The organism is Sinobaca sp. TMA16-18 (assembly GCF_059510535.1).
This window is the reverse complement of the sequence record NZ_JCAKFM010000008.1, coordinates 57866-78159: the sequence shown is the minus strand read 5'-3', so window position 1 is coordinate 78159 and position 20294 is coordinate 57866. Positions and strand designations below refer to the sequence as shown.

Here is a 20294-nt window from a genome sequence, read left to right as displayed (position 1 = left end):
TTTACTTCACAATCAGCACAGGGGCCTGAGCATGTTTAGCCACTTTATGGCTGACGCTCCCTAATACAGCACTCTGCAGGTTATTTAAACCGCGGCTTCCGAGTACGATATAGTCATATTTATCTTCGTTTGCATGTTTAACAATGCTTGGCCCCGGGGTACCGTGTAAGAACTTGATTTCATAAGGCAGTTCTTTCGTTTTTAGAAAAGACGTAATTTTCTCCAGTTCTTTATAGCGCTTATTTTCGATATCTTGTTTATTCGTGTTATGAAGCACCGCAGATTTGGAATCGCCCGGTTCCACCACATAGGCAATAACAATTTCACCATTTGGCGCTCCGGCCAGTAATGCTGCGTGCTCTGCTGCACGGTAAGAGTGTTCGGAACCATCTGCTGCTAATAATACTCGATTGTTTGTCAATTGGATCTTCCTTTCGCCTGCTTGTATTTTTGAAACATGTATAAAAAAAGAGAAAGCCCTGCTGCCGGGCTTTCTCTTCTTAGACATTTCCATGAGAGTATCTTATCATTTTAATGGCCAGAAGCTTTAGATACCCCGCTGAGCTTTGTCATCAGCTCTTTACTTTCTCTGTTTACGTCGGAATAGATAACTTCAATATTTTCCTGCTCAAACTTCGTTTCAATTTTATCAAGAGCATTTATTGCGGAGTCGTCCCATAGATGAGCTTCCTGCAAGTTAATTTCTACCAGGGAAACATCATCTTTATACGAGAATTTTTTGGGCAGATCTGATACAGAAGCAAAAAATAATTGGCCCTGAATATAATATATTTTTTTACTTCCATTATCCACATATTGTTCTTTGATCGAAATCTTAGAAATTTTTGCAGCGAAGAAAATCGCGCTTAATAATACACCGGCTAACACTCCGATGGATAAGTCGTGAGTATATACCACGGTTCCTACGGTAACGATCATAACCGCTGCGTCTGTCCGGGGAATCCGGTGAAGGTTTGTTAAAGAACTCCAGTCGAATGTACCAATTGCTACCATTATCATTACTCCGGCAAGAGCTGCCATTGGAATCTGTACAACTATATTACCTAAAGCAATGATTAGTCCCATCAGCACAATACCGGCAACTAAGGAGGACAAACGTCCGTTGCCTCCAGACTTGATGTTAATGATGGACTGTCCGATCATGGCACAGCCTGCCATACCACCGAAAAATCCGGTGACTACGTTGGCAATACCCTGTCCGCGGCATTCTTTGTTTTTGTCACTGTCCGTATCTGTCATATCATCAACGATAGAAGCCGTTAATAAAGACTCCAGCTGTCCTACGATAGTCAAGGCTAATGCATAGGGGAAAACGATAGCCAGCGTTTCAAACGTCAATGGAATAGACGGTATAAGAAATACGGGCAGAGACTGGGTTAAACTACCTAAATCGCCTACTGTGCGTACGCCAAAGTTAGCGAAAACAGCAATAGCTGTTACGACGATAATGGCTACCAAAGTAGACGGTACAGCACTGAAAAATCGAGGAAGAATGTAAATAATCGCAAGCGTTAATGCAACCAGCGCATACATAATCCACGTTTCTCCTACAAAATGCTGGAGCTGTGACGTGAAAATCAGAATGGCCAGGGCATTTACGAAGCCTACCATTACTGATCGAGGGACAAATTTCATGACTTTGGATAATTTGAACACACCAAATAAAATCTGCAGAATCCCCGTTAAAATCGTGGCTGCTAATAGATACTCCAAGCCGTGATCGGCTACAAGAGTGATCATTAGAAGAGCCATTGCGCCTGTAGCACCGGAAATCATTCCCGGTCTTCCGCCAATAAAGGCGATTACTACGGCGATACAAAAGGAAGCATACAATCCTACCATAGGGTCCACCCCAGCGATGATAGAAAATGCGATTGCTTCAGGAATAAGGGCTAATGCGACAACAATTCCGGCGAGGACATCTCCTCTTATGTTGCCAAACCACTCCTGTTTGATTGATTGAAGATTCAACCCAACACCTCTTCTCTATTTAATTTTTAGTGACTTTTGTCTCGTACAAAAGCCGGGCCGTTGTTAACACCGCAAACACTAGCACAGCTTCACTAAAATGAAAAACCTTATGTAAACGTAAGTCATCTGCCTATATCTTTATATTTCTTCTATATACTAATGTATTCTATTATTTTCACAAATACCAATATATTTTTATTTTTTTTTTATGGTATGGTTATGATCGCTGCTTACTATAACTCTACCAATCCTATACATTAGAGGTTTTGCTTATGAATATCTTTTCAAATAAACGTATTCCGTTTGTTCCGCCTTTTTTCTACGGGTGGATCATCGTATTTGTAGCAGTATTGGGTATTTTCTTTTCCGGGCCGGGACAAACCTATTCAAACGCTGTCTTTATCGATTACTATATAGCCGATTTTGGCTGGAGCCGGTCGCTCGTGTCCGGTATTTATTCTGCTGCAACGCTTGCAGCCGGACTTTGCATGTTTTTTGTGGGACGTTATGTGGATAAATTCGGGCAGCGGCAAATGTCTGTTGCTGTCGCCTTTTTATTGGCGATGGCCTGCTTTTGGAATAGTTTTGTCACTGGTCCTATCATGCTGTTTATTGGATTTTTTCTTATTCGTCTATTGGGGCAGGGTTCTATGACCCTTGTTCACACTACGCTCGTTCCGCAATGGTTTCTTAAATACCGGGGAAGAGCGTTGAGTATTATGGCTGTTGGCGGCTTCATCAGCGCCGCTGCCTTTCCTCCAGTGAACGCCTGGCTGATGGAAACGTGGAATTGGCAGACAGCCTGGCAGTTCTGGGGCATACTCCTTCTCGTTCTTTTTTCGCCGTTGTCCTTTTTTCTCATTCGAAATAAACCTGAAGAAGTGGGGTTGGTGCCCGATGGTCTGTCCATTGCCGCTTTCACCGAAAGAAACACTGCTGTGCCGGAAGTAAGCTGGTCCCTGCCGGCGGCTAGAAAGACGAAAACATTCTGGCTCGTTTTATTATGTGTTTCTATTCCTTCCATGGTGAATACAGGCCTTATTTTTCATTTTTTCTCTATACTGGGCGAACAGGGTATCTCCATTGCCCAGGCGGCTTTTGTGCTTTCTTTGATTGCTGTCATCGGCTTTCCGTCTACTTTAGCAGCCGGTATCATACTGGAAAAAGTGCCGGTTAATACTATTCTCGTATGCGTCTTCTCCGTTCAGGCGATAGCGATGACGCTGCTTATTTTCACGAATAACATTGGATGGGCTGTCGCTTTTGGGATATTGCGGGGCGTTACGGAAGGATTTGAAAGAGTAAGTCTCAATATTGTATGGCCCAACTATTTTGGACGCGAACATTTAGGGAGTATTAAAGGGATAGCGATGACCGCAACCGTTATCGGTTCTGCTTTCGGCCCGCTTCCCTTCGCCATCGGATACGACCTCACCGGCGGGTATGTGTCTATTATTTTGATCATGCTGTTTTTTCCTCTTTTAGGGATAGCTGCCAGTCTGTTGATGCGTTCACCACAATCAGCCGAACACCCGGAAAGTACTGGTTAATAAATGCACTTTCACTATATTAATATACAAAAAAGCAGCCTTAGTGTAAGGCTGCTTTTCTTTTAAATTATATAAACAAAAATGCCAGTTCATCCAGCGAGACAGATCCAGGACCCACTAGGGCGACTCCAAGCGCAACGGCGATTAGGACTACATTTTATTCGATGCCGCCCTTATCAGAAAACAGGCCGTTTTTCCGGGTGACGGTAACGATAGCCACACTCATCGGCACAATGATGAGAATAGCTGCCAGAGGAGTAAAGAGACCTAATATAAATAATATCCCTCCGACCAATTCACCAAGTCCGGCTAATAAAGCCATCGGCTTACCTGGTTTGATTCCAATCTGTTCAAAAAATGCCCCGGTCCCTTCAGGGCCGCCGCCTCCGAACCATCCAAATGCTTTCTGTGCTCCATGAGCCGCAAAATATAAACCAACTACTACTCTTATAATTAAAAGACCAACCGCTTCCATTACAAATTCCTCCTGTTTATTATATTACTATTTTTTATTTATACAAAAACGAATATAAAAAAAGCCGAACGCATTCGGCTTTTTCCATCCCCGTGCACTAAAAATCATATTGATTTTCTCTTATTTGTTCAAAAGTCTGTGCCAGAACAACCGTATCTTCCGCTAAACGGTCCAGACGGTCCAAAACATCCGTATTAATAATTTCTTTTTGGTGAAAGTCCCTTTCTTCAATAAAGACATACGTCTGTACGATCTGGGCTTTCATATAGGAAAGGATCGGCTTGAGCTGCAGGTCTGCGACTAAATAATGTTTGGGAGACCCTGCAGTTATGAGCATCCCTACTGTTTTATCCCGAAATGCATCCACCGGCAGAAGATCAAAGACATTTTTGAGTGCTCCCGGCAGGGAGGCCTGAAAGACAGGCATCCCTATAATAATAGCGTCTGCTTCCATCAGTTCTTTCGTCACGTGTCCGGTATCTCCACCATAATCAAGATAGTTGCGGCCATCACTGAACTGCATATCGTAATCCGCCAGATCAAGGATAGATGTTTCTATTTCAGGATACTTTTCATTTACCTTTTTGACTGCTTCATTCATGGCCGTTCTTGTTTTCGAACCTACCGGCGAGCCCGACAATCCAATTAGTTTCATATGTTAGTCTCCTTATTTCTTTGCCGTATATTTTTTAACTGCCGGCAGAATTGTATCACCAATCAGTTCAATATTTTTTCTTATTTTCTCCATCGGCATGCCGCCAAAATCAATTTGGGCCACATAGCGCTGATGCCCGAATACTTCATGTTGATGCAGGATTTTTTCGATGATCTCCTGTGGGCTTCCGGTGTTCATAATATTATGCGGCTCTGCCCCCTGGGCAAACAGCTGCTTTGGAAAACCTCCGCCGTTCGTGCGTTTCATGCCTTCGTTAATATGCGGATACAAGTCTTTCAGCGCCTGCTGTGTCGTTTCAGCTGCATAGAAAAAACCGGCTGTCGCTACCGGAAGCTGTGCCGGATCGTGCCCGCCTGCCCGGGCTGCATCCCTGTAGGCATCAATGGTTTGTTTAAAACGGTCCGATGAGCCCCCTAAATGGGCCATAAACATCGGCACCCCGGCATAGCCTGCTTTCATCGCACTGGCCGGCGTTCCGCCAACGGCCCGCCAGATCGGAAGCGTCCCGCCCACTGGACGGGGCATCACTTTGGCATTTTTTAGAGAGGCCCGGAATTCTCCTTCCCAGTTAACGTTTTCCTGTTCATTAATCTGGCGGAGCAGATCAAATTTTTCTTCATACAATGCTTCATAGTCCTGGACATTATAACCAAGCAGATCAAACAGGCCGATTCGGGAAGCGCGGCCTGCTACAATCTCGGTACGTCCTTTGGAAATCAGATCCACTGTCGCGAAATTCTCGTATACCCTGACTGGGTCGGACGTGCTGATTATCGTCGAAGAGCTGCCGATTTTTATTTTATTTGTCGCCTGGGCGATGGCAGAAAGAACGACCGCATGCGCCTGGGTTGCGAAGTATTCCTGATGGCTTTCCCCGACGCTGAAGAAATCGAGCCCCGCCTGTTCAGCAAGCGTTGCGTATTCAATTAATTCATGAATCCGTTCCTGCGCTGATATTCTCTGCCCCGTGTGTGGGTCGGGAAGGTGATCTCCCAATGTATAAATGCCAAATTCCAATCCATTTTCCGGATGAATGCGATATTGTTCCATGAATGTAACTGCCGCCTTTCTATTTATGTTGTCTAATGCTATTATAATTAACACACAGCACATTAGTAAGTACGTACTTTAAAGTGCCATAGTATAAAAAAACATACCAAGGAGGAATAACCGATGGAAAAAAAACCGGAAAACTGCCGGGTGGATAATGCGCTTGAGATTATTGTGGGAAAATGGAAACCTATTATTCTTCTTCATCTCCTGCAGGAAGGCACTAAGCGCCACGGCGAACTGAAAAAAAACCTGCCTGATATTACCCAGAAAATGCTGACCAAACAGCTGCGCGAACTGGAAAAAGAAGACATTATCGAACGAAAAGTCTATTCACTGATTCCCCCAAAGGTAGAATACTCCATCACTGAATATGGCAGAAGCCTGGAGCCTATTCTCGATGCCATGCATGATTGGGGTATGAACCACTCTCTCCGCAAAAGCCAAAAAGAAATATTGCAGAGTGATAAAATCAGCTGATATGCATGATTTTTACTTACCTCTATGTTTTTTAATGGAATGATAAAACAGAAAATTATTTAACCCCTGGTGCCCACAATACCAGGGGTCTTTCATATATTATGGTAGTTTGATCTATTACATTAATAAGGCGAGAAACTTCTCTATGTTTGCTTCATGAAGTGGTCTCGCATAGTCGCTGTCAACCCGTGCGCCGGAGCCCACGTGGTATGCTTCTGCTCCGAGCTGTTGGTGAAGCTTTTCGATATTTGCTGTAGTAATGCCTGCACCCGGCATAATAGCAGGACCCTGCAGCTCCTGCTGGAGGGAGATCAGCCGCACGAGTGTTTCTACAGCATCGTTGGAAACGGCTGTCGCCTGTCCTCCAGAAGTCAAAATTCGTGTAACAGCGGGAAAATAACGAGCGATTTCGCGGTACCCTTCCTCTACATCTTTCAGCTCATCAAATGCCCGGTGAAAGGTGATTTCCATCGGACCGGCTTCACGGATCACTTGGTTCAGCACAGCATGATCCAACCTGGCGTCTGCCGTTAAGCAGCCAAATACAATTCCTGACACCCCGGACTCTTTCATTAGATAAAGATCTTCCGTGATTACTGCCAGGTCATTTGGTGAGTACTGAAACGAATAGCTGTGGGGACGCAGCATGGCTGCTACGGGAAGCGTTGTACGTTTAACCACCTGTTGAATCGCGCCAAAGCTCGGGGTCAGCCCGCCTTCTTTTATCGCACTGACCAGTTCCACCCGTCCCGCTCCATATGTCTCGGCCTGTTCTGCCTCTTCTGCATTCTGTACAATCACTTCCAGCTTTGCCGACATGTTTTTCCCTGCCTTTCCTCTGCTATACTAGCAGAAAGAACAAAATTACGTACCTCACGTTGTATCCCTATTGTACCTGCTCATTTCTATTTATGTCCCGCATTATAGAGAAAGGAGGAACAGCCAGTGAATATTCACTTTATTGCTTTTATCCATTCCGCTCATGAAACCCACCCAGGGGAAGTAATGACCAAAACCTATTCATCGTCTACTCGTCCTGTACAGGGAGATGTTATCAGTGATAACGGGTTCCACCCGAAGTTTCACAATGGCTATGAAGTCGTGAAAGTTACGCTGGATTATTCAACGAACGAATGCTGGGTCTCTTTAACACCACTTATGATTGAACTTCAGGACATACCAATAGAAGAGTACCTGCAGCACATGAAAAAACACGGCTGGCTGCCGGCCGATCACCATTTAATGGATTAACATGCAGCAACATATAACAAAAACCACCGTTTCCAAAAAGGGAAACAGTGGTTTTTACGTATAAGGTTCGATTTACGCTCCCATCGTGCTCACATCAATAACAAATCGGTACCGCACATCTGAAGCCAGTACTCTTTCATACGCCTCATCAATTTGATCAGCCGAAATCACTTCAATGTCCGAACCAATACCGTGCTTGGCACAGAAATCGAGCATTTCCTGTGTTTCCGGAATTCCGCCGATCATAGAGCCGGCGAACGAGCGGCGTCCGCCAAGCAGGGAAAAGACGTTGAGTGACAATGGTTCAGAAGGAGCTCCTACGTTTACAAGCGCTCCATCCACTGTTAATAGTGAGAGAAATGCATCTATATCAATTTTGGCGCTGACTGTATTAATAATCAGATCAAACGAACCGGCCAGCGTGTTAAATGTTTCTGCATCGCTGGTAGCGTAGTAGTGATCTGCCCCCATACGCAGTCCGTCTTCTTTTTTATTCATGGTCTGGGAGAGTACAGTGACCTCTGCTCCCATCGCACTGGCAATTTTTACTCCCATATGACCGAGTCCGCCAAGGCCGATCACTGCTACTTTTCTGCCGGGACCTGATCCCCAGCGGCTCAACGGAGAATAGGTGGTAATACCGGCGCAGAGAAGCGGAGCGGCAATATCCAGTTCTATGCCTTCCGGAATGTGCAGTACAAAATCTTCCGGTACGACAATATGAGTTGAATAGCCTCCATATGTACGCTCTCCGTACTTATCCACGTCCGCATACGTCATTGTGCATCCCTTCAGGCAGAACTGTTCTTCACCCTTTGTACAGTTCTCACATTCTCCGCAGGAATCCACCATACAGCCGATTCCTACGCGGTCGCCGGCGTTGTATTTCGTTGCATCTGCTCCTGTTTCCATCACAATTCCGGCAATTTCGTGTCCCGGTATAACCGGATATGTTTCTTCTTTCCAATCGCTGTGGGCACAGTGAATATCCGAGTGGCAGATTCCTGCATATTTAATTTCAATCAGAACGTCATGGGAATCAAGATCCCTGCGCTCCACCGTCATTGGCTGAAATGAATCTTTCGGGCCGGATACGCCTCTTGCATTTGCTTTTATCATTGAATAAAAAACCTCCATGTATGATTTGTCTATGTGCAGTTATCAATAAAGCGCTGTGAATACAGCAGAACGGTAACGTTATTCAATACCCTTTTCCTTCCGGCATCAACCACAGCGTTTTCTTTGTCAGGCTTCTTAAAAAACCTTATTCAATAAAAAAGCAGCACCCCAGGGCGCTGCTTTTTTAGTCGCATGTGCTTTTATCTTTCCAGGCTTCTTCATGAAGCAGATAGAGTACATCAATATTAAAGACGTCGGCTATTTTCTTCAGCACATTGATGGATGGATTTACTACTTTATTTTTTTCCAGATTGCTTAAATAAGATCTCGATAATCCGGAACTATCGGCTAAGGCGGTAATCGTCAGCTCGTTTTTCTTCCGATAATGATGGATTCGATTTCCAATTCCAATCATAAAGCATTCCTTCTTCTTTATTCAATTTTATGATCTACAGTCAGCATCGATAGAAGCCTCACACTGTCATTGTAATAGTTCCGGTCCGAGTCTTCGTATTCTACCGTCATCTCATCCCACAGCTGATTCAACCATTCCTGTTTCGACTCATCGACAGAAGCGCCGGCGGCAAGCGGTGCCGTGTATACCATATCCGCGTGATCCGCCAGTGCCTCTCCTTCTAATGTATATCCAGCCTGAAGAGCTGAGGGGTTTCCATCAGCATGGGCTGCCGCCCATTCGTTTATCAGCTGCAGCTGTTCCCTTACCTGACTATTTTCGGTTTTCTGATACGCTTCCGTCATTCTCCATGGGACTCTTGCTGCATTGTAGGAATAATCCCCATCGCTGTCTCGTTCCAGAAATTCGGGCGGCGCAGGCCTCCACTGTCCGTCTTCATACACGAGGAAATCCGGCAGCAGGCCCGTATCCGGGCTGTACTCTTTCTGCACGTCTTCTGTCGTGTCCACAATTGCTTTTTCCACATCTTCCCACCTATTGTCTTCAGCAGCTTCCGCAAAAGCTGCAGCATGCCCGCCCATCCAATCAGACGTTCTCGTGGAATCGCTGTAAACAGGATCATTGCCGCGTACCCAATCGCCGAGAAGCGGAAGATTCAGATCTTCATGTATTACGTCTTCCATCAGTTCATTAATGATCGTAATTGCTTCTTCCCGGTAATTAATCGCGCCGCTGCTTCCCCATGCTTCATCAGCGAGCAGAAGAGCGTAGGCGATATCCATATCCCCATCGGTTGCAGATCCGGTAATTTCTCCATTGTCGTTAATCATGGTGCCGCCTCCCTGATCTCGCTGCTTCCAGGCCATAAAGGCGCTGTTATTGGTGGAAGGATAATGTTTAAAGTAATGATACATGCCGTCAAAATACGCTTTCGTCTCATCGGAGTAGGCCGCCATCTTTGCGGTAATCAGCATGCCATAGCCGTGGGCTTCCGATACAGTGTGGCCTTGTTCATCATAAGCTACGTAATACATCGTTTCTTCTCCGCCTGAAGCGTTTTTCACATAAGCGTCCATCCATTCGCCGTATGCAGAAAGAATATCCTGACCGATCTGTTCTTCCGGCACATGATCCGGCTTGATCAGCGCTTCATCCTGAGACCGCTCGCAAGCAAGGCTGAAAAGGGCGAGAACTGATACAGCCGTAAGCAGCCATGTTTTTTTTATTTTTTTCAGCGTATTCAAGTCCTCACCCATTCTTATTAAGATCCGTGTTTTGACTGTATGGTAGATATTGAATTCACATTACCTGTGCGCTTCAGTTTATTCCATCCCATTACTCCTCCACGGATGGCGAATACAAAGGATTTCCAGACAACATATGTGAAAAATTGTCTATATACCAGGCGTTGAATAAACACGGTAACCAACGGTTTTTTGCTTTCATTTTCCAGTTTAAAGGCGTACACCGAAACAAGTGTATCCACCAGCAGGAAACCGGCATAAAAATACAGTACGCGCATCGAACCGGAGGCCAGTCCCAACAGGAGAATCAAGTCGATAAGCGGTGCAGAAGCAATCAATACATACTGAAACAGCATATTTGGTGCTGCAATAAAGGTCAGCTTCTTGTTTTTCCCGTCTATCATCGCACGTTTATGCTTCCAGAAACATTGAAGAATGCCGTACGTCCAGCGGTAGCGCTGCTTTACAAAGCTTCTCACATCTTCCGGTGCTTCTGTGTAAGCGACAGCGTCTACTTCACTTTTAATCAAGTATCCTTTGCGCAGCAGCTTCAATGTAATATCTGTATCTTCGGCAAGCGTATCTTCTTCAAAATATTTTACTTCCTGCAGGGCTGTGTTTCTCCAGGCCCCGACGGCGCCGGGAACAACAGTGATACATTCCAATTCATCGAATGCCCGTTTTTCCAAATTAAATCCGGTAACATATTCAATATGCTGCCACCACGTCAGCAGGTTTTTCCGGTTGCCAATCTTTACGTTGCCTGACACCGCTCCTACTCGGTCATCCGAGAAGTGCCGGATAAGATTTGTGATCGTGTGTTCATCAATCGTCGTATCTGCATCCAGAGTAACAGTAATTTCTCCATGTACCTCTTTAAAGCCAAGGTTCAGCGCAGAGGACTTGCCTCCGTTTGGCTTTTTAATTAAGCGCACGTTGGAATAACTGCCAAACTCCTCTTCCATTACTCTGCTTGTGCCATCTTTGGATCCATCATCTACGACAACGATGTCTAAGTTAGGATAGCGGCTTTTCAAGATGGAACGAATTGTTTTCGCAATAACGGTTTCTTCATTATAAGCTGCGATCAGAACACTCACTAAAGGCTGGTATGAGTCATCGAATTCTCTTTTTCTGCGTTTCTGTTTCCAGCTGAAATAAATCAGGACGATAAGACGCAGTACACCAACAGCAATGAGTCCGTAAATGAAATAGCTGAGGCCTTGTGTAATATTTGAAAATGTAGAAGATCCTCGGCTGAAAAAAGGGCTGATTGCTTCTTCGGTGGCAGCTACTTCCGGCATTACCTCATCTTTTGTCATTCCTACAAGTTCTCCCGAAGGGACAATCTCATAGCCTTCGGCATTAAGCCATTCAATAATTCTAGGCAGTGCTTTTACGGTTTCTGTCCTGTCTCCGCCTGCATCATGCAGCAAAATAATATTTCCATCTTCGACCCGTTTAGTGACTTCTTCAAAAATGGCGTCACTCGATTTACCATCCCAGTCTCTTGGATCGATTAGTGATCCCATTAGCATATAGTTTAGATTCTGCGCTTGGGCTATTTTGTCCATTGTTTCAACAGATGGAACATTGGAACCTTCATTGTTTGTAGACAAGTAAGGCGGCCGGAATAAAATAGTAGACCTGCCGGTTATGCCCTGAATAATTCTTTGTGAAGAATTTAGTTCTACCTCAAACTCTCTTTCAGAAATTTTTTGAATATCCCTGTGAGTATACGTATGATTTCCAATTTCATGGCCTTCATCATATATTCTATCTACATAATCAGGATATTTAGAAGCATTTTTTCCTAATACAAAAAATGTGGCAGGAACTTCATACTCCTGTAGGATATTTAATATATCACCCGTGTACTTTGGGTCCGGTCCATCATCAAAAGAAATGGCTACTTGCTTCTCCGCTTCTCCGTACCTTTCCAAATGATAGGGGCTTGAATATTCCACGTATTCCTGATGTGTAATAATATTGTTTTCTGTTTCGATCTTCCGTTCCCCGTCTTGTTCTTTAGTAGTTACTTTAAAAATATCACCTGAACCGCCATCAGTAATAGGAACAATATTAGGGATAGTTTTGATGGATTCAGGAGCTACTCTATTTTCTAACAAGCTCCAGATCGAGGGGTCTTCCGAGCCGATATTCCATACGCCAATGGAATGAACATTATTGGATTTGGCGACCATCATTTGATTATAAAAGGTAGTAGCGTCCAAAAAGCTGATTAGGTGTTCCTCATTTCCTTCTTTATAACGAACATACGGAGTAAAATTTTTCTCGTCCCACTGAACCTTCAGACTTTGGTTGCCTGCCTGCTGCATAATGTCAGGAAAAGTCATTGTTTCTGCCGAGGTATCCTGGGACACGTTCCAGTTATAGCCGTAATTGGCTAGCGATAAGACCAATTTCTCCTCCGGACCATCATACTGTTCAAATAATTCTTTCGTCCATTCAAAAGAAGCTATGGAAGAACCCGATTTGCTGTTTGCGTTATTCTCATCATAAGCCTGGACAACAAGATGATCCGCATAGTCTGCTAATACCTCTGTGTCAAATGTATCATCTTCTACACGAGTATTCAGCGCTACGGTAAGACCCGAACCATGAAAAGTAGTATACAGCTTTTCAGAGAAATCTTCAAATTTTTCGGCATCTTCGTATTCGATATAGGTAAGATTCATGTGAATCCCATCATACCCGCCATCCTGTACCAAATCATACAGCTCATTGATCACTTGATCCTGTTTTTCTGTATCTTCCATGAGTTCATTCATCGTTTCTTCTGTGCCATCGTAGGTTAAGGAAATATCAGGCAGGATTTTCACACCTGCCTCTCTAGCTGCAGTATCCACTTCAGTATCGGCATTTTTTTCGATAGTAAAGTCTTTAGTTAGTGAAAACCAGTCAGGCACAAGAGTGTCAATTGTAGAAATATTGCGTTCCAGAGAAAGCTTATGCTGTTCTTTTCCATGAAATTTCTGCTGGTAAAAAGCAAAGACATCTGTTCCCTGTGCTTTCTGTTCTGCCGTTAATTCCAATTTAGTTTTATCGTCCGTTTCGGGTGAATCGGCATCTTCTCCCTGTGCAAAAGGAGTCAAAATAGATTCAATATTCTGGGTGCTTACATCAACAGCCTCCATATCAGGCGCTTGCACTAAAGCCCGGAGCATCATTCCTGCCATCACAGCGAGTGCTATGATAGATAACAAAAAAGTGTACTTAGAAATTTTCCACCTTTTTCCAGACTCTTCCAGAAAGATAAATTTTTTCGGTTCGTTTTTACGTTGCTTCAACCTATTCACCCCTAATATTCGTTATATGATTTACTTTTTGTATCATATAACGAACAACAAAAAAGGTAAATTCTACAATATGCTGAATTTCTAATTTATCTCCGTCTTTTCTTTCTTTATCTCCTAAATACTCCTAATATATAACTATTTGATCTTTATAACGAACAAAAAGTACATTATAAAATTTAAAGTTTAAAAAAAAAACAGACCTTACTGCAAAAGCAGCTAAAGGCCTGTCCATTTAAGCTATTTATAAGAATAACGTGTTTCAATGCTGCCATCTTTTTTATAAATCACAGCTTCTGTTCTCTGTTTTTCAGCGATTTCTTTCGCTCGTTTCACTGCATTGTTCTTATTATCGTACACCGCTGCAGGCTTTTTTGCGTCTTTCGAACGAACGGCCCAGCCGTTTTCGTGGGCTTCCACCAGCTCGGCCTTCTCCATAAGTTCCGGTCGGCTGCCGTGTTCACTGCCAGCCCCGGGTGTGACCCGTTCGTTCTCCATGTACTCCTCTATTTCCTGTTTATCTGCGCCATTGTACCATTTTTCCGCCTGCTTGGTGGCAATAGGAATCGCTTTTCCTTCATCATAGCCTTCATCGAGCATGGCGTTGGCAATATCAATAGCCTTTTTGCGTACCGGCTTTTCCAGATTTTTTAAGGATGTGGGATAGTCGTTCATGTTCCAGGGCATCGGTAAAACCTCCTGTTATGAAGTTACTCTACCTCTTTATAACCCTTTTATCGTTTCTTAAAACGACTTCCTACCATCTGGATGTAAGCATTTTACGTCTTGTATAAAACTCCACGCCGTCTTTTCCATTCGCATGCAGGTCGCCGTAGAACGAATTTTTCCAGCCGGAAAATGGAAAGAATGCCATCGGAGCCGGTACGTTAACGTTAACACCGAGCATACCTACTTCAATATCCTCCCGGAACTGGCGGGTCGCATGTCCGCTTGAAGTATACAGCACGGCACCGTTGCCGAAATCGGACTGATTGGTAACTTCAATTGCTTCGGTGAGATCCTTTACGCGCACGATGGATAATACCGGTGCGAATATTTCTTTTTTCCAAATATCCATAGAAGTGGTTACTTGATCGAACACAGTGGCTCCCAGAAAATAACCTTTGTCCATTCCTTTCGCATCTTCTCTTCCATCCCGGTACAACGAAGCGCCTTCTCCCTGTCCACTTTCAATAAAGGAGTGTACTTTATCGAGGTGGGATTGGCGGATAACCGGACCGAGGTTTACCTGCTGGTCCATGCCGTCACCCAGCACAAGCTGATCTGCCGCGTCTTTCAGATTCTCCAGGAATGTGTCGGCAATGTCTTCGGTAACGACAACAACCGATGTTGCCATGCAGCGTTGTCCGGCACTGCCGAAGGCTCCGCCGATGATACCCTGAATCGTTTTATCCATGTCGCAGTCTGCTAATACGATCGCGTGGTTTTTTGCTCCTGCCAGTGCCTGTACTCTTTTCCCGTGCTGAGCTGCCGTTTTATAAATGTACTCGGCTACAGGCTGGGACCCTACGAAACTAATTGCGGATACGTCTTCATGCTCCAACAGGCCGTTTACGACGTCATGGGCTCCGTGTACAATATTAAGCACGCCGTCCGGCAGTCCGGCTTCGGCAAAGAGTTCAACCAGTTTTTCTGCAAGCATTGGGGTACGCTCGGATGGTTTTAGTACAAACGTATTTCCGCAGGCAATGGCCAGCGGGAACATCCAGCATGGGACCATCATTGGAAAGTTAAACGGTGTAATGCCGCCAACTACCCCGACCGGATACCGGTACATGCTTGATTCAATATTCGTCGCAATGTCCGGCAGCGAATCTCCCATCATAAGTGTTGGGGCGCCGGCAGCAAATTCGACGCATTCAATTCCACGCTGCACTTCTCCATAAGCATCGTTGTAGCATTTTCCATTTTCAAGCGTGATGATTTCAGCCAGTTCGTCATAATTATCCATCAGCAGCTGCTGGTATTTAAACAGAATACGTGCTCTTCTTGGTACCGGTGTTTTCTTCCACGTTTGAAATGCTTTTTGCGCTGACGCTACTGCCTGGTCGACTTCTGCTTTAGAAGAAAGTGGCACATGAGCCAGTTCCTCTTCCGTAGCTGGGTTTGGGACGATTTCCGTTTGGCCGGAAGTAGATTCTGTCCATTCGCCTCCTATAAAATTTTTCAACGTTCTTGCTGTTTGTACTGTCATATTATTCGCTCCTCTTAATTAGTATATTCGTACACGTAGGCTTTTTCATATAAAGCAATAATGTCTTTTTCTGAAGGAACAATCGGATTGTTGCCGGGACTTCCGCTTTCCAGAGCATCAGCGGCCATCTTTTTAAGCACCTCGTTATAGGCTCCTTCTTCAATGCCCCAGCCTTTCATGTTCGGAATCTCCAGCTTTTGGCATAATTCCAGCACTTTTTTGACGAATCGGTCGGCGGCTTCCTCTTGCGGAAGACCTGCCCATTCCGGATAAATAAATGCTGCCAGTTCACTCAGCCTGGATTGGCAGGATTCACTGCTGTACTCCAAAATGACAGGAAGCAGCATCGCATTGGAAATACCGTGCGGCACATGGAACATAGCGCCTATCGGCCTGGACATGCCATGTACAAGGCATACAGAGGCGTTTGAGAAAGCCATGCCTCCCTGCATCGCTCCGAGCGCCATCTGCTCTGCGGCATGCGTATCGTCTTTATCCTCATAGCTTTGAAGAATGTTATGCATAATCAGTTTGGCTGAAGAAAGCGCCAGCTGATCAGAGAACACGTGCGCTTTTTTGGAAATGTACGCCTCTATAGAGTGGGTCAGCGCATCCATGCCGGTTGCTGCTTTAATTGATTTCGGCGAGCTCATCGACAACTCGGAATCAATAATCGCAGCTTTTGGCATAAAGGCCGGCTGCTTAATCATCATTTTCACGCCGTCTGTCGTATTCGTAATGACCGTCACATCTGTTGCTTCCGATCCTGTGCCCGCAGTCGTGGGAACAGCGATCAACGGAAGACCTTTATGCGCTGCCGTTTTTTTATTGTTCATATAGTCTTTGATAGCGCCTTCATTAACAGCCAGCACCGCTACTGCTTTTGCGGTATCGATGCAGCTGCCGCCGCCGAGGGCAACAATTACATCTGCGTTCTCCTCCTTGACCATTTCGAGGGCTTTTTCTACGTACTTGTCAGTGGGTTCTGTTTCAATATCCAGAAAAGCTGCAGTATGAAGGCCGCTCTCTTGAAGAGCCTTTTCACACGTTTCCAGATAACCGAGTTTCTTCATCATGTTATCGCTTACAATCAATACCCGGCTTCCTTCTTTTTTCGCTTCTTCCCCTATGTTACTCAGGCTTCCGGGACCGTACACAATTCTTTCAGGAAAATTCATCGTACTTACTTTCATTTTTAGTCCTCCCTTCGTTCTGCCCTATACCATTGCAAAGATCGTGCCAAAACAAACGAAAAATCCTTTTTCCCCTTCCAGCCAGGGCCTGGAGCTTTTCTTTTTTAAAACGCTTACATTATTGCATAAATCATAACGAAAAAAGTGTAGATATCAGTCTACACTTTTCTCGTTTATCCTACACTTTTTCTTCTATTTGGAAATCTTTAATCTTCTTGTACAAGGTCGTGCGGTGAATACCCAGGTCCTGGGCAGCTTTTGATTTGTTGCCTTCGTGCTTTTCGAGCGCCTGAATAATAACCTGCTTTTCCTGCTTGTGCTGCTCGGATTTTAAGGAATGATTATCTTCTGTATCGCCGGTTCCTCCGCTCAGTTTAGAGCTGACAATAGCTGGAAGGTCTTTGAGGGAAATATCTTTTCCATCCACGAGCGTCACAAGCTGTTCGGTAACGTTCATCAGTTCGCGGATATTTCCAGGCCAATTATAAGCCATAAAGGCTTCCAGCGCTTCCGGGTCCATTTGTTTTACTTCCATATTGTTTTCCTTACTGAAACGCTGCATGTAATGGCTGAACAACAGCGGAATATCTTTCGGACGCTGGCGGAGAGGCGCTACATCAACAGGAATTACATGCAGGCGGTAGTATAAGTCTTCCCGGAACGTACCTTCTTTTACCCGCTTCTCCAGATTCGCGTTAGTAGCGGCGATTACTTTTACATTCAAAGGAATCTGTGCCAGGCCTCCTACTTTTGTGACAGCCCGTTCTTCCAGTACCCGCAGAATTTTTGCCTGCATCGGCAGGGACATGTTGCCAATTTCATCTAAGAACAGCGTTCCGTTGTGGGCGGCTTCAAATTTACCGACGTGGCCTTCTTTTTTAGCACCTGTAAATGCTCCTTCTTCGTAGCCAAAAAGTTCTGATTCCAGCAGATGCTCCGGAATAGCTGCGCAGTTCACGCTGATAAAACCGCCTTTTCTGCCGCTCGTCAAATGAATCGCCTGGGCGAACAGTTCTTTTCCCGTGCCGCTTTCTCCGGTAATTAATACAGTCGCATTGGTTCGGGCGGATTTGCGGGCAATGCTTTTGCTTTCTTTGATCGCACGGCTTTCTCCTATAATATCTTCAAACCGATGAAGATGCGACTGCCCTCTCGTCTGTCCGTCTTCGCTCTCAAACGGTGCTTCCACATTCATGTCGGCCGCGTTTCCGAGAATCCGGTACAGTTCACTGACTCCTTCAAAAATAAGCATGCCGACCGCACCGGCTATTTCGCCGTCCTCCCAGATCGGAAGGCGGTGTACGACCATTTTTTGGCCTTGAATCATTTGAATTTCGCCCTTTTCCGGTATGCCTGTACGCACTACTTCATGCAGCCGCGTATTTTCAATAATATCTTCTGCCGGCCGGCCGGAAACGTCTTCATCCGGGTCGATGCCAAGAAAGCTTCGGTACGCCTGGTTCATTTGTTTCAGGCGGCCTTCCTTATCCACAACAGCGATGCCTTCATAGGCACTTTCCAGAATAACCTGGGCTACGTTCCGCTGCTGAATCAAATTGCCATATTCCGCTTCAAACCAGGCGGCCGTCGTAATAATACGGCGGGCCTGTCCTTTTTTGTTAACCACGACAGCCGGCAGGTGTTCTGCCTGCAGAGCTGACGTTTCGTCTTCCTGAACGGTATACGCTTCTTCCAGCCAGCCTTTTTTTATTTTTTTATCCAGGCCTTTTTCTTTTTCCAGATAGCTGTAAAGTTTTTGTTCGTTAACCCAGCCCACAGGCTTTCCTTTTTCATCCACACATAAAACCGGGTCGCTGCTGTTTTCTGCTTTCTGCTTCAATATATCCGTCACTTTTGCTTCTTCCATCATCACAAAAGAAAAATTGTGTTCTTTTTTCGACTCTTTTACTTTTCCCATTTTTTTGACCACCTCTTTTTAGTTAACTTCTATCCGTCTCTTGTTGTTTTTTTCTACATCATTATAGTGTATGTACCCCGTTTATTGTTTTTATAAAACGAATACGTTTCACGTGAAACGTTAAAGAGCGTTTTCATGTTAAACTATACTTACCTACATTTGCCATTAAAGGAGGATTCTTTTGCCAGCCTATAGCTATGTTTCCCACTTATACTGTCCTAAATGCAGCAATACTTATTCTATTGATGAACCTCAAAACCTTTGTGTCTGCGGCTCTCCGCTTCTTACAGCCTATGACCTCGATTCGCTCAATGTGCAGTACCAGAAAGCAAGCCTGAGAGATCGGGCTCCCACTTTATGGCGCTACCATGAGCTGCTCCCAGTAAAAAAAGAAGAAAATATTGTTTCTCTGGGAGAAGGAATGACCCCTATTCTTCCAATGACGAAATTGGCAAAAGAATTGGATGTTAAGCACTTGGCTATGAAAGATGAAGGATTAACCCCAACCGGCTCCTTTAAGTCCCGCGGAGCCGCAGTCGGAGTATCCAAAGCAAAGGAACTCGGCATCAAAGAGATTGCGATGCCTACAAATGGTAATGCAGGGGCTGCCTGGGCGCTTTATGCCGCCAGAGCTTCTATTGCTTCCCACATCGTCATGCCCGTTGATGCACCCATCGTTACGAGAAAAGAATGTGCTGCTGCCGGGGCAGATCTTCATTTAGTAAACGGACTGATCAGTGACGCCGGCCAAATTGTCGCCCGATCCGTAGAAAAATACGGCTGGTTTGACGTCTCTACGCTTAAAGAACCGTACCGGATCGAAGGCAAAAAAACGATGGGCTTTGAAATTGCAGAACAACTGCAGTGGAAGCTGCCTGATGTGATTTTATACCCAACCGGAGGCGGTGTCGGCTTAATTGGGATTTATAAAGCCTTTAAAGAGCTGATGGAGCTTGGCTGGATATTGTCTTCAAAAATGCCGAGACTCGTAGCCGTGCAGGCAGAAGAATGCGCCCCTATTGTCGAGGCGTATAAGCAGGGCAAAACGTCTTCTGAGTTCTGGCCCGAATCCAAGACCGCGGCTTTTGGTATTAATGTACCAAAAGCACTTGGAGACTTTCTCGTATTGGAGGCTATTTATGAAACGGACGGCTGTGCTGTTGCTATCGATGATCCCCGTATTTTAAAAGAACAGCGCCATGTGACCCGGACCGAGGGTACCTTTATCTGCCCAGAAGGGGCCGCCCTGTTCGCAGCGGTTCGGGAACTGAGGGAAGATCGCTGGATCAAGCCAAATGACTCTGTTTTGTGCTTAAATACCGGCATGGGCATTAAATATCCAGAGACAGTTGAAGCAAATGCGCCTGTACTCAAACCCGGCGATACGATATAAAGCCCC

General features: G+C 45.1%; 17 protein-coding genes and 1 pseudogene. 4 read left to right on the top strand and 14 right to left on the bottom strand.

The features are described 5' to 3' along the window. Position 1 precedes the first annotated feature (1 nt). Together AC5W14_RS13975 and AC5W14_RS13970 are read right to left on the bottom strand one after the other, a co-directional pair. Entirely contained in the window at positions 2-421 is a 420-nt protein-coding gene (locus AC5W14_RS13975) for a universal stress protein (protein ID WP_496194801.1), read from the bottom strand. Positions 422-531: 110 nt separating this feature from the next. Continuing rightward, entirely contained in the window at positions 532-1992 is a 1461-nt protein-coding gene (locus tag AC5W14_RS13970; RefSeq protein ID WP_496194800.1) for a SulP family inorganic anion transporter, read from the bottom strand. A 272-nt stretch (positions 1993-2264) separates the two neighbouring features. Here AC5W14_RS13970 and AC5W14_RS13965 point away from each other — a divergent pair, with 272 nt between their 5' ends. Beyond that, entirely contained in the window at positions 2265-3542 is a 1278-nt protein-coding gene (locus AC5W14_RS13965) for an MFS transporter (RefSeq protein WP_496194799.1), read from the top strand. Positions 3543-3609: 67 nt separating this feature from the next. On the opposite strand, the pseudogene AC5W14_RS13960 reads toward AC5W14_RS13965, so the two are convergent. The 3 genes and pseudogenes from AC5W14_RS13960 to AC5W14_RS13950 all read right to left on the bottom strand — a co-directional run bounded on the left by AC5W14_RS13960 (position 3610) and on the right by AC5W14_RS13950 (position 5743). Beyond that, a pseudogene (locus tag AC5W14_RS13960) lies at positions 3610-4017 on the bottom strand (DoxX family protein). Positions 4018-4114: 97 nt separating this feature from the next. Continuing rightward, positions 4115-4672, bottom strand: a complete 558-nt coding sequence (locus AC5W14_RS13955; protein WP_496194798.1) for an NADPH-dependent FMN reductase — start codon at positions 4670-4672, stop codon at positions 4115-4117. Between the two features lie 12 nt (positions 4673-4684). Further along, a complete protein-coding gene (locus AC5W14_RS13950) occupies positions 4685-5743 on the bottom strand; it encodes an LLM class flavin-dependent oxidoreductase (RefSeq protein WP_496194797.1) in 1059 nt (352 codons plus the stop codon). A gap of 123 nt (positions 5744-5866) precedes the next feature. Between AC5W14_RS13950 and AC5W14_RS13945 the strand changes: the two genes are divergently transcribed. Next, entirely contained in the window at positions 5867-6223 is a 357-nt protein-coding gene (locus AC5W14_RS13945) for a winged helix-turn-helix transcriptional regulator (RefSeq protein ID WP_496194796.1), read from the top strand. A gap of 117 nt (positions 6224-6340) precedes the next feature. Here AC5W14_RS13945 and AC5W14_RS13940 read toward each other — a convergent pair whose 3' ends face one another. Then, on the bottom strand, positions 6341-7042 hold the full coding sequence (locus AC5W14_RS13940) for a copper homeostasis protein CutC (RefSeq protein WP_496194795.1): 702 nt from the start codon (positions 7040-7042) through the stop codon (positions 6341-6343). 126 nt (positions 7043-7168) lie between these two features. On the opposite strand from AC5W14_RS13940, the gene AC5W14_RS13935 reads away from it, so the two are divergent. Continuing rightward, positions 7169-7474, top strand: coding sequence for a hypothetical protein (locus tag AC5W14_RS13935; RefSeq protein ID WP_496058058.1), 306 nt, complete (start codon positions 7169-7171; stop codon positions 7472-7474). A gap of 72 nt (positions 7475-7546) precedes the next feature. On the opposite strand, the gene AC5W14_RS13930 is transcribed toward AC5W14_RS13935, so the two are convergent. The 8 genes from AC5W14_RS13930 to AC5W14_RS13895 form a co-directional block, all read right to left on the bottom strand. Next, positions 7547-8593 carry an NAD(P)-dependent alcohol dehydrogenase gene (locus tag AC5W14_RS13930; protein WP_496194794.1) on the bottom strand — a complete coding sequence of 349 codons (1047 nt, stop codon included), beginning with the start codon at positions 8591-8593 and terminating at the stop codon, positions 7547-7549. A gap of 184 nt (positions 8594-8777) precedes the next feature. Beyond that, positions 8778-9008: a helix-turn-helix domain-containing protein gene (locus AC5W14_RS13925; RefSeq protein WP_496194793.1), complete on the bottom strand. Its 231-nt coding sequence runs from the start codon at positions 9006-9008 to the stop codon at positions 8778-8780. Positions 9009-9025: 17 nt separating this feature from the next. After that, complete coding sequence (locus AC5W14_RS13920) at positions 9026-10252, bottom strand: family 8 glycosyl hydrolase (RefSeq protein ID WP_496194792.1); 1227 nt, start codon at positions 10250-10252, stop codon at positions 9026-9028. 17 nt (positions 10253-10269) lie between these two features. Continuing rightward, the gene (locus tag AC5W14_RS13915; protein ID WP_496194791.1) at positions 10270-13479 is read right to left on the bottom strand and encodes a trifunctional glycoside hydrolase family 18/polysaccharide deacetylase/glycosyltransferase family 2 protein; all 3210 of its coding nucleotides are present in this window, start codon (positions 13477-13479) and stop codon (positions 10270-10272) included. Between the two features lie 330 nt (positions 13480-13809). Further along, positions 13810-14256 carry a DUF2188 domain-containing protein gene (locus tag AC5W14_RS13910; protein ID WP_496194790.1) on the bottom strand — a complete coding sequence of 149 codons (447 nt, stop codon included), beginning with the start codon at positions 14254-14256 and terminating at the stop codon, positions 13810-13812. 70 nt (positions 14257-14326) lie between these two features. Further along, positions 14327-15784, bottom strand: a complete 1458-nt coding sequence (locus tag AC5W14_RS13905) for a CoA-acylating methylmalonate-semialdehyde dehydrogenase (protein ID WP_496058064.1) — start codon at positions 15782-15784, stop codon at positions 14327-14329. Between the two features lie 14 nt (positions 15785-15798). Then, complete coding sequence (locus AC5W14_RS13900) at positions 15799-16977, bottom strand: iron-containing alcohol dehydrogenase (RefSeq protein ID WP_496058065.1); 1179 nt, start codon at positions 16975-16977, stop codon at positions 15799-15801. A 178-nt stretch (positions 16978-17155) separates the two neighbouring features. Further along, on the bottom strand, positions 17156-18895 hold the full coding sequence (locus AC5W14_RS13895; protein WP_496194789.1) for a sigma-54 interaction domain-containing protein: 1740 nt from the start codon (positions 18893-18895) through the stop codon (positions 17156-17158). Between the two features lie 181 nt (positions 18896-19076). Between AC5W14_RS13895 and AC5W14_RS13890 the strand changes: the two genes are divergently transcribed. Then, a complete protein-coding gene (locus AC5W14_RS13890; RefSeq protein WP_496058067.1) occupies positions 19077-20288 on the top strand; it encodes a threonine synthase in 1212 nt (403 codons plus the stop codon). The last annotated feature ends 6 nt before the right edge of the window (positions 20289-20294 follow it).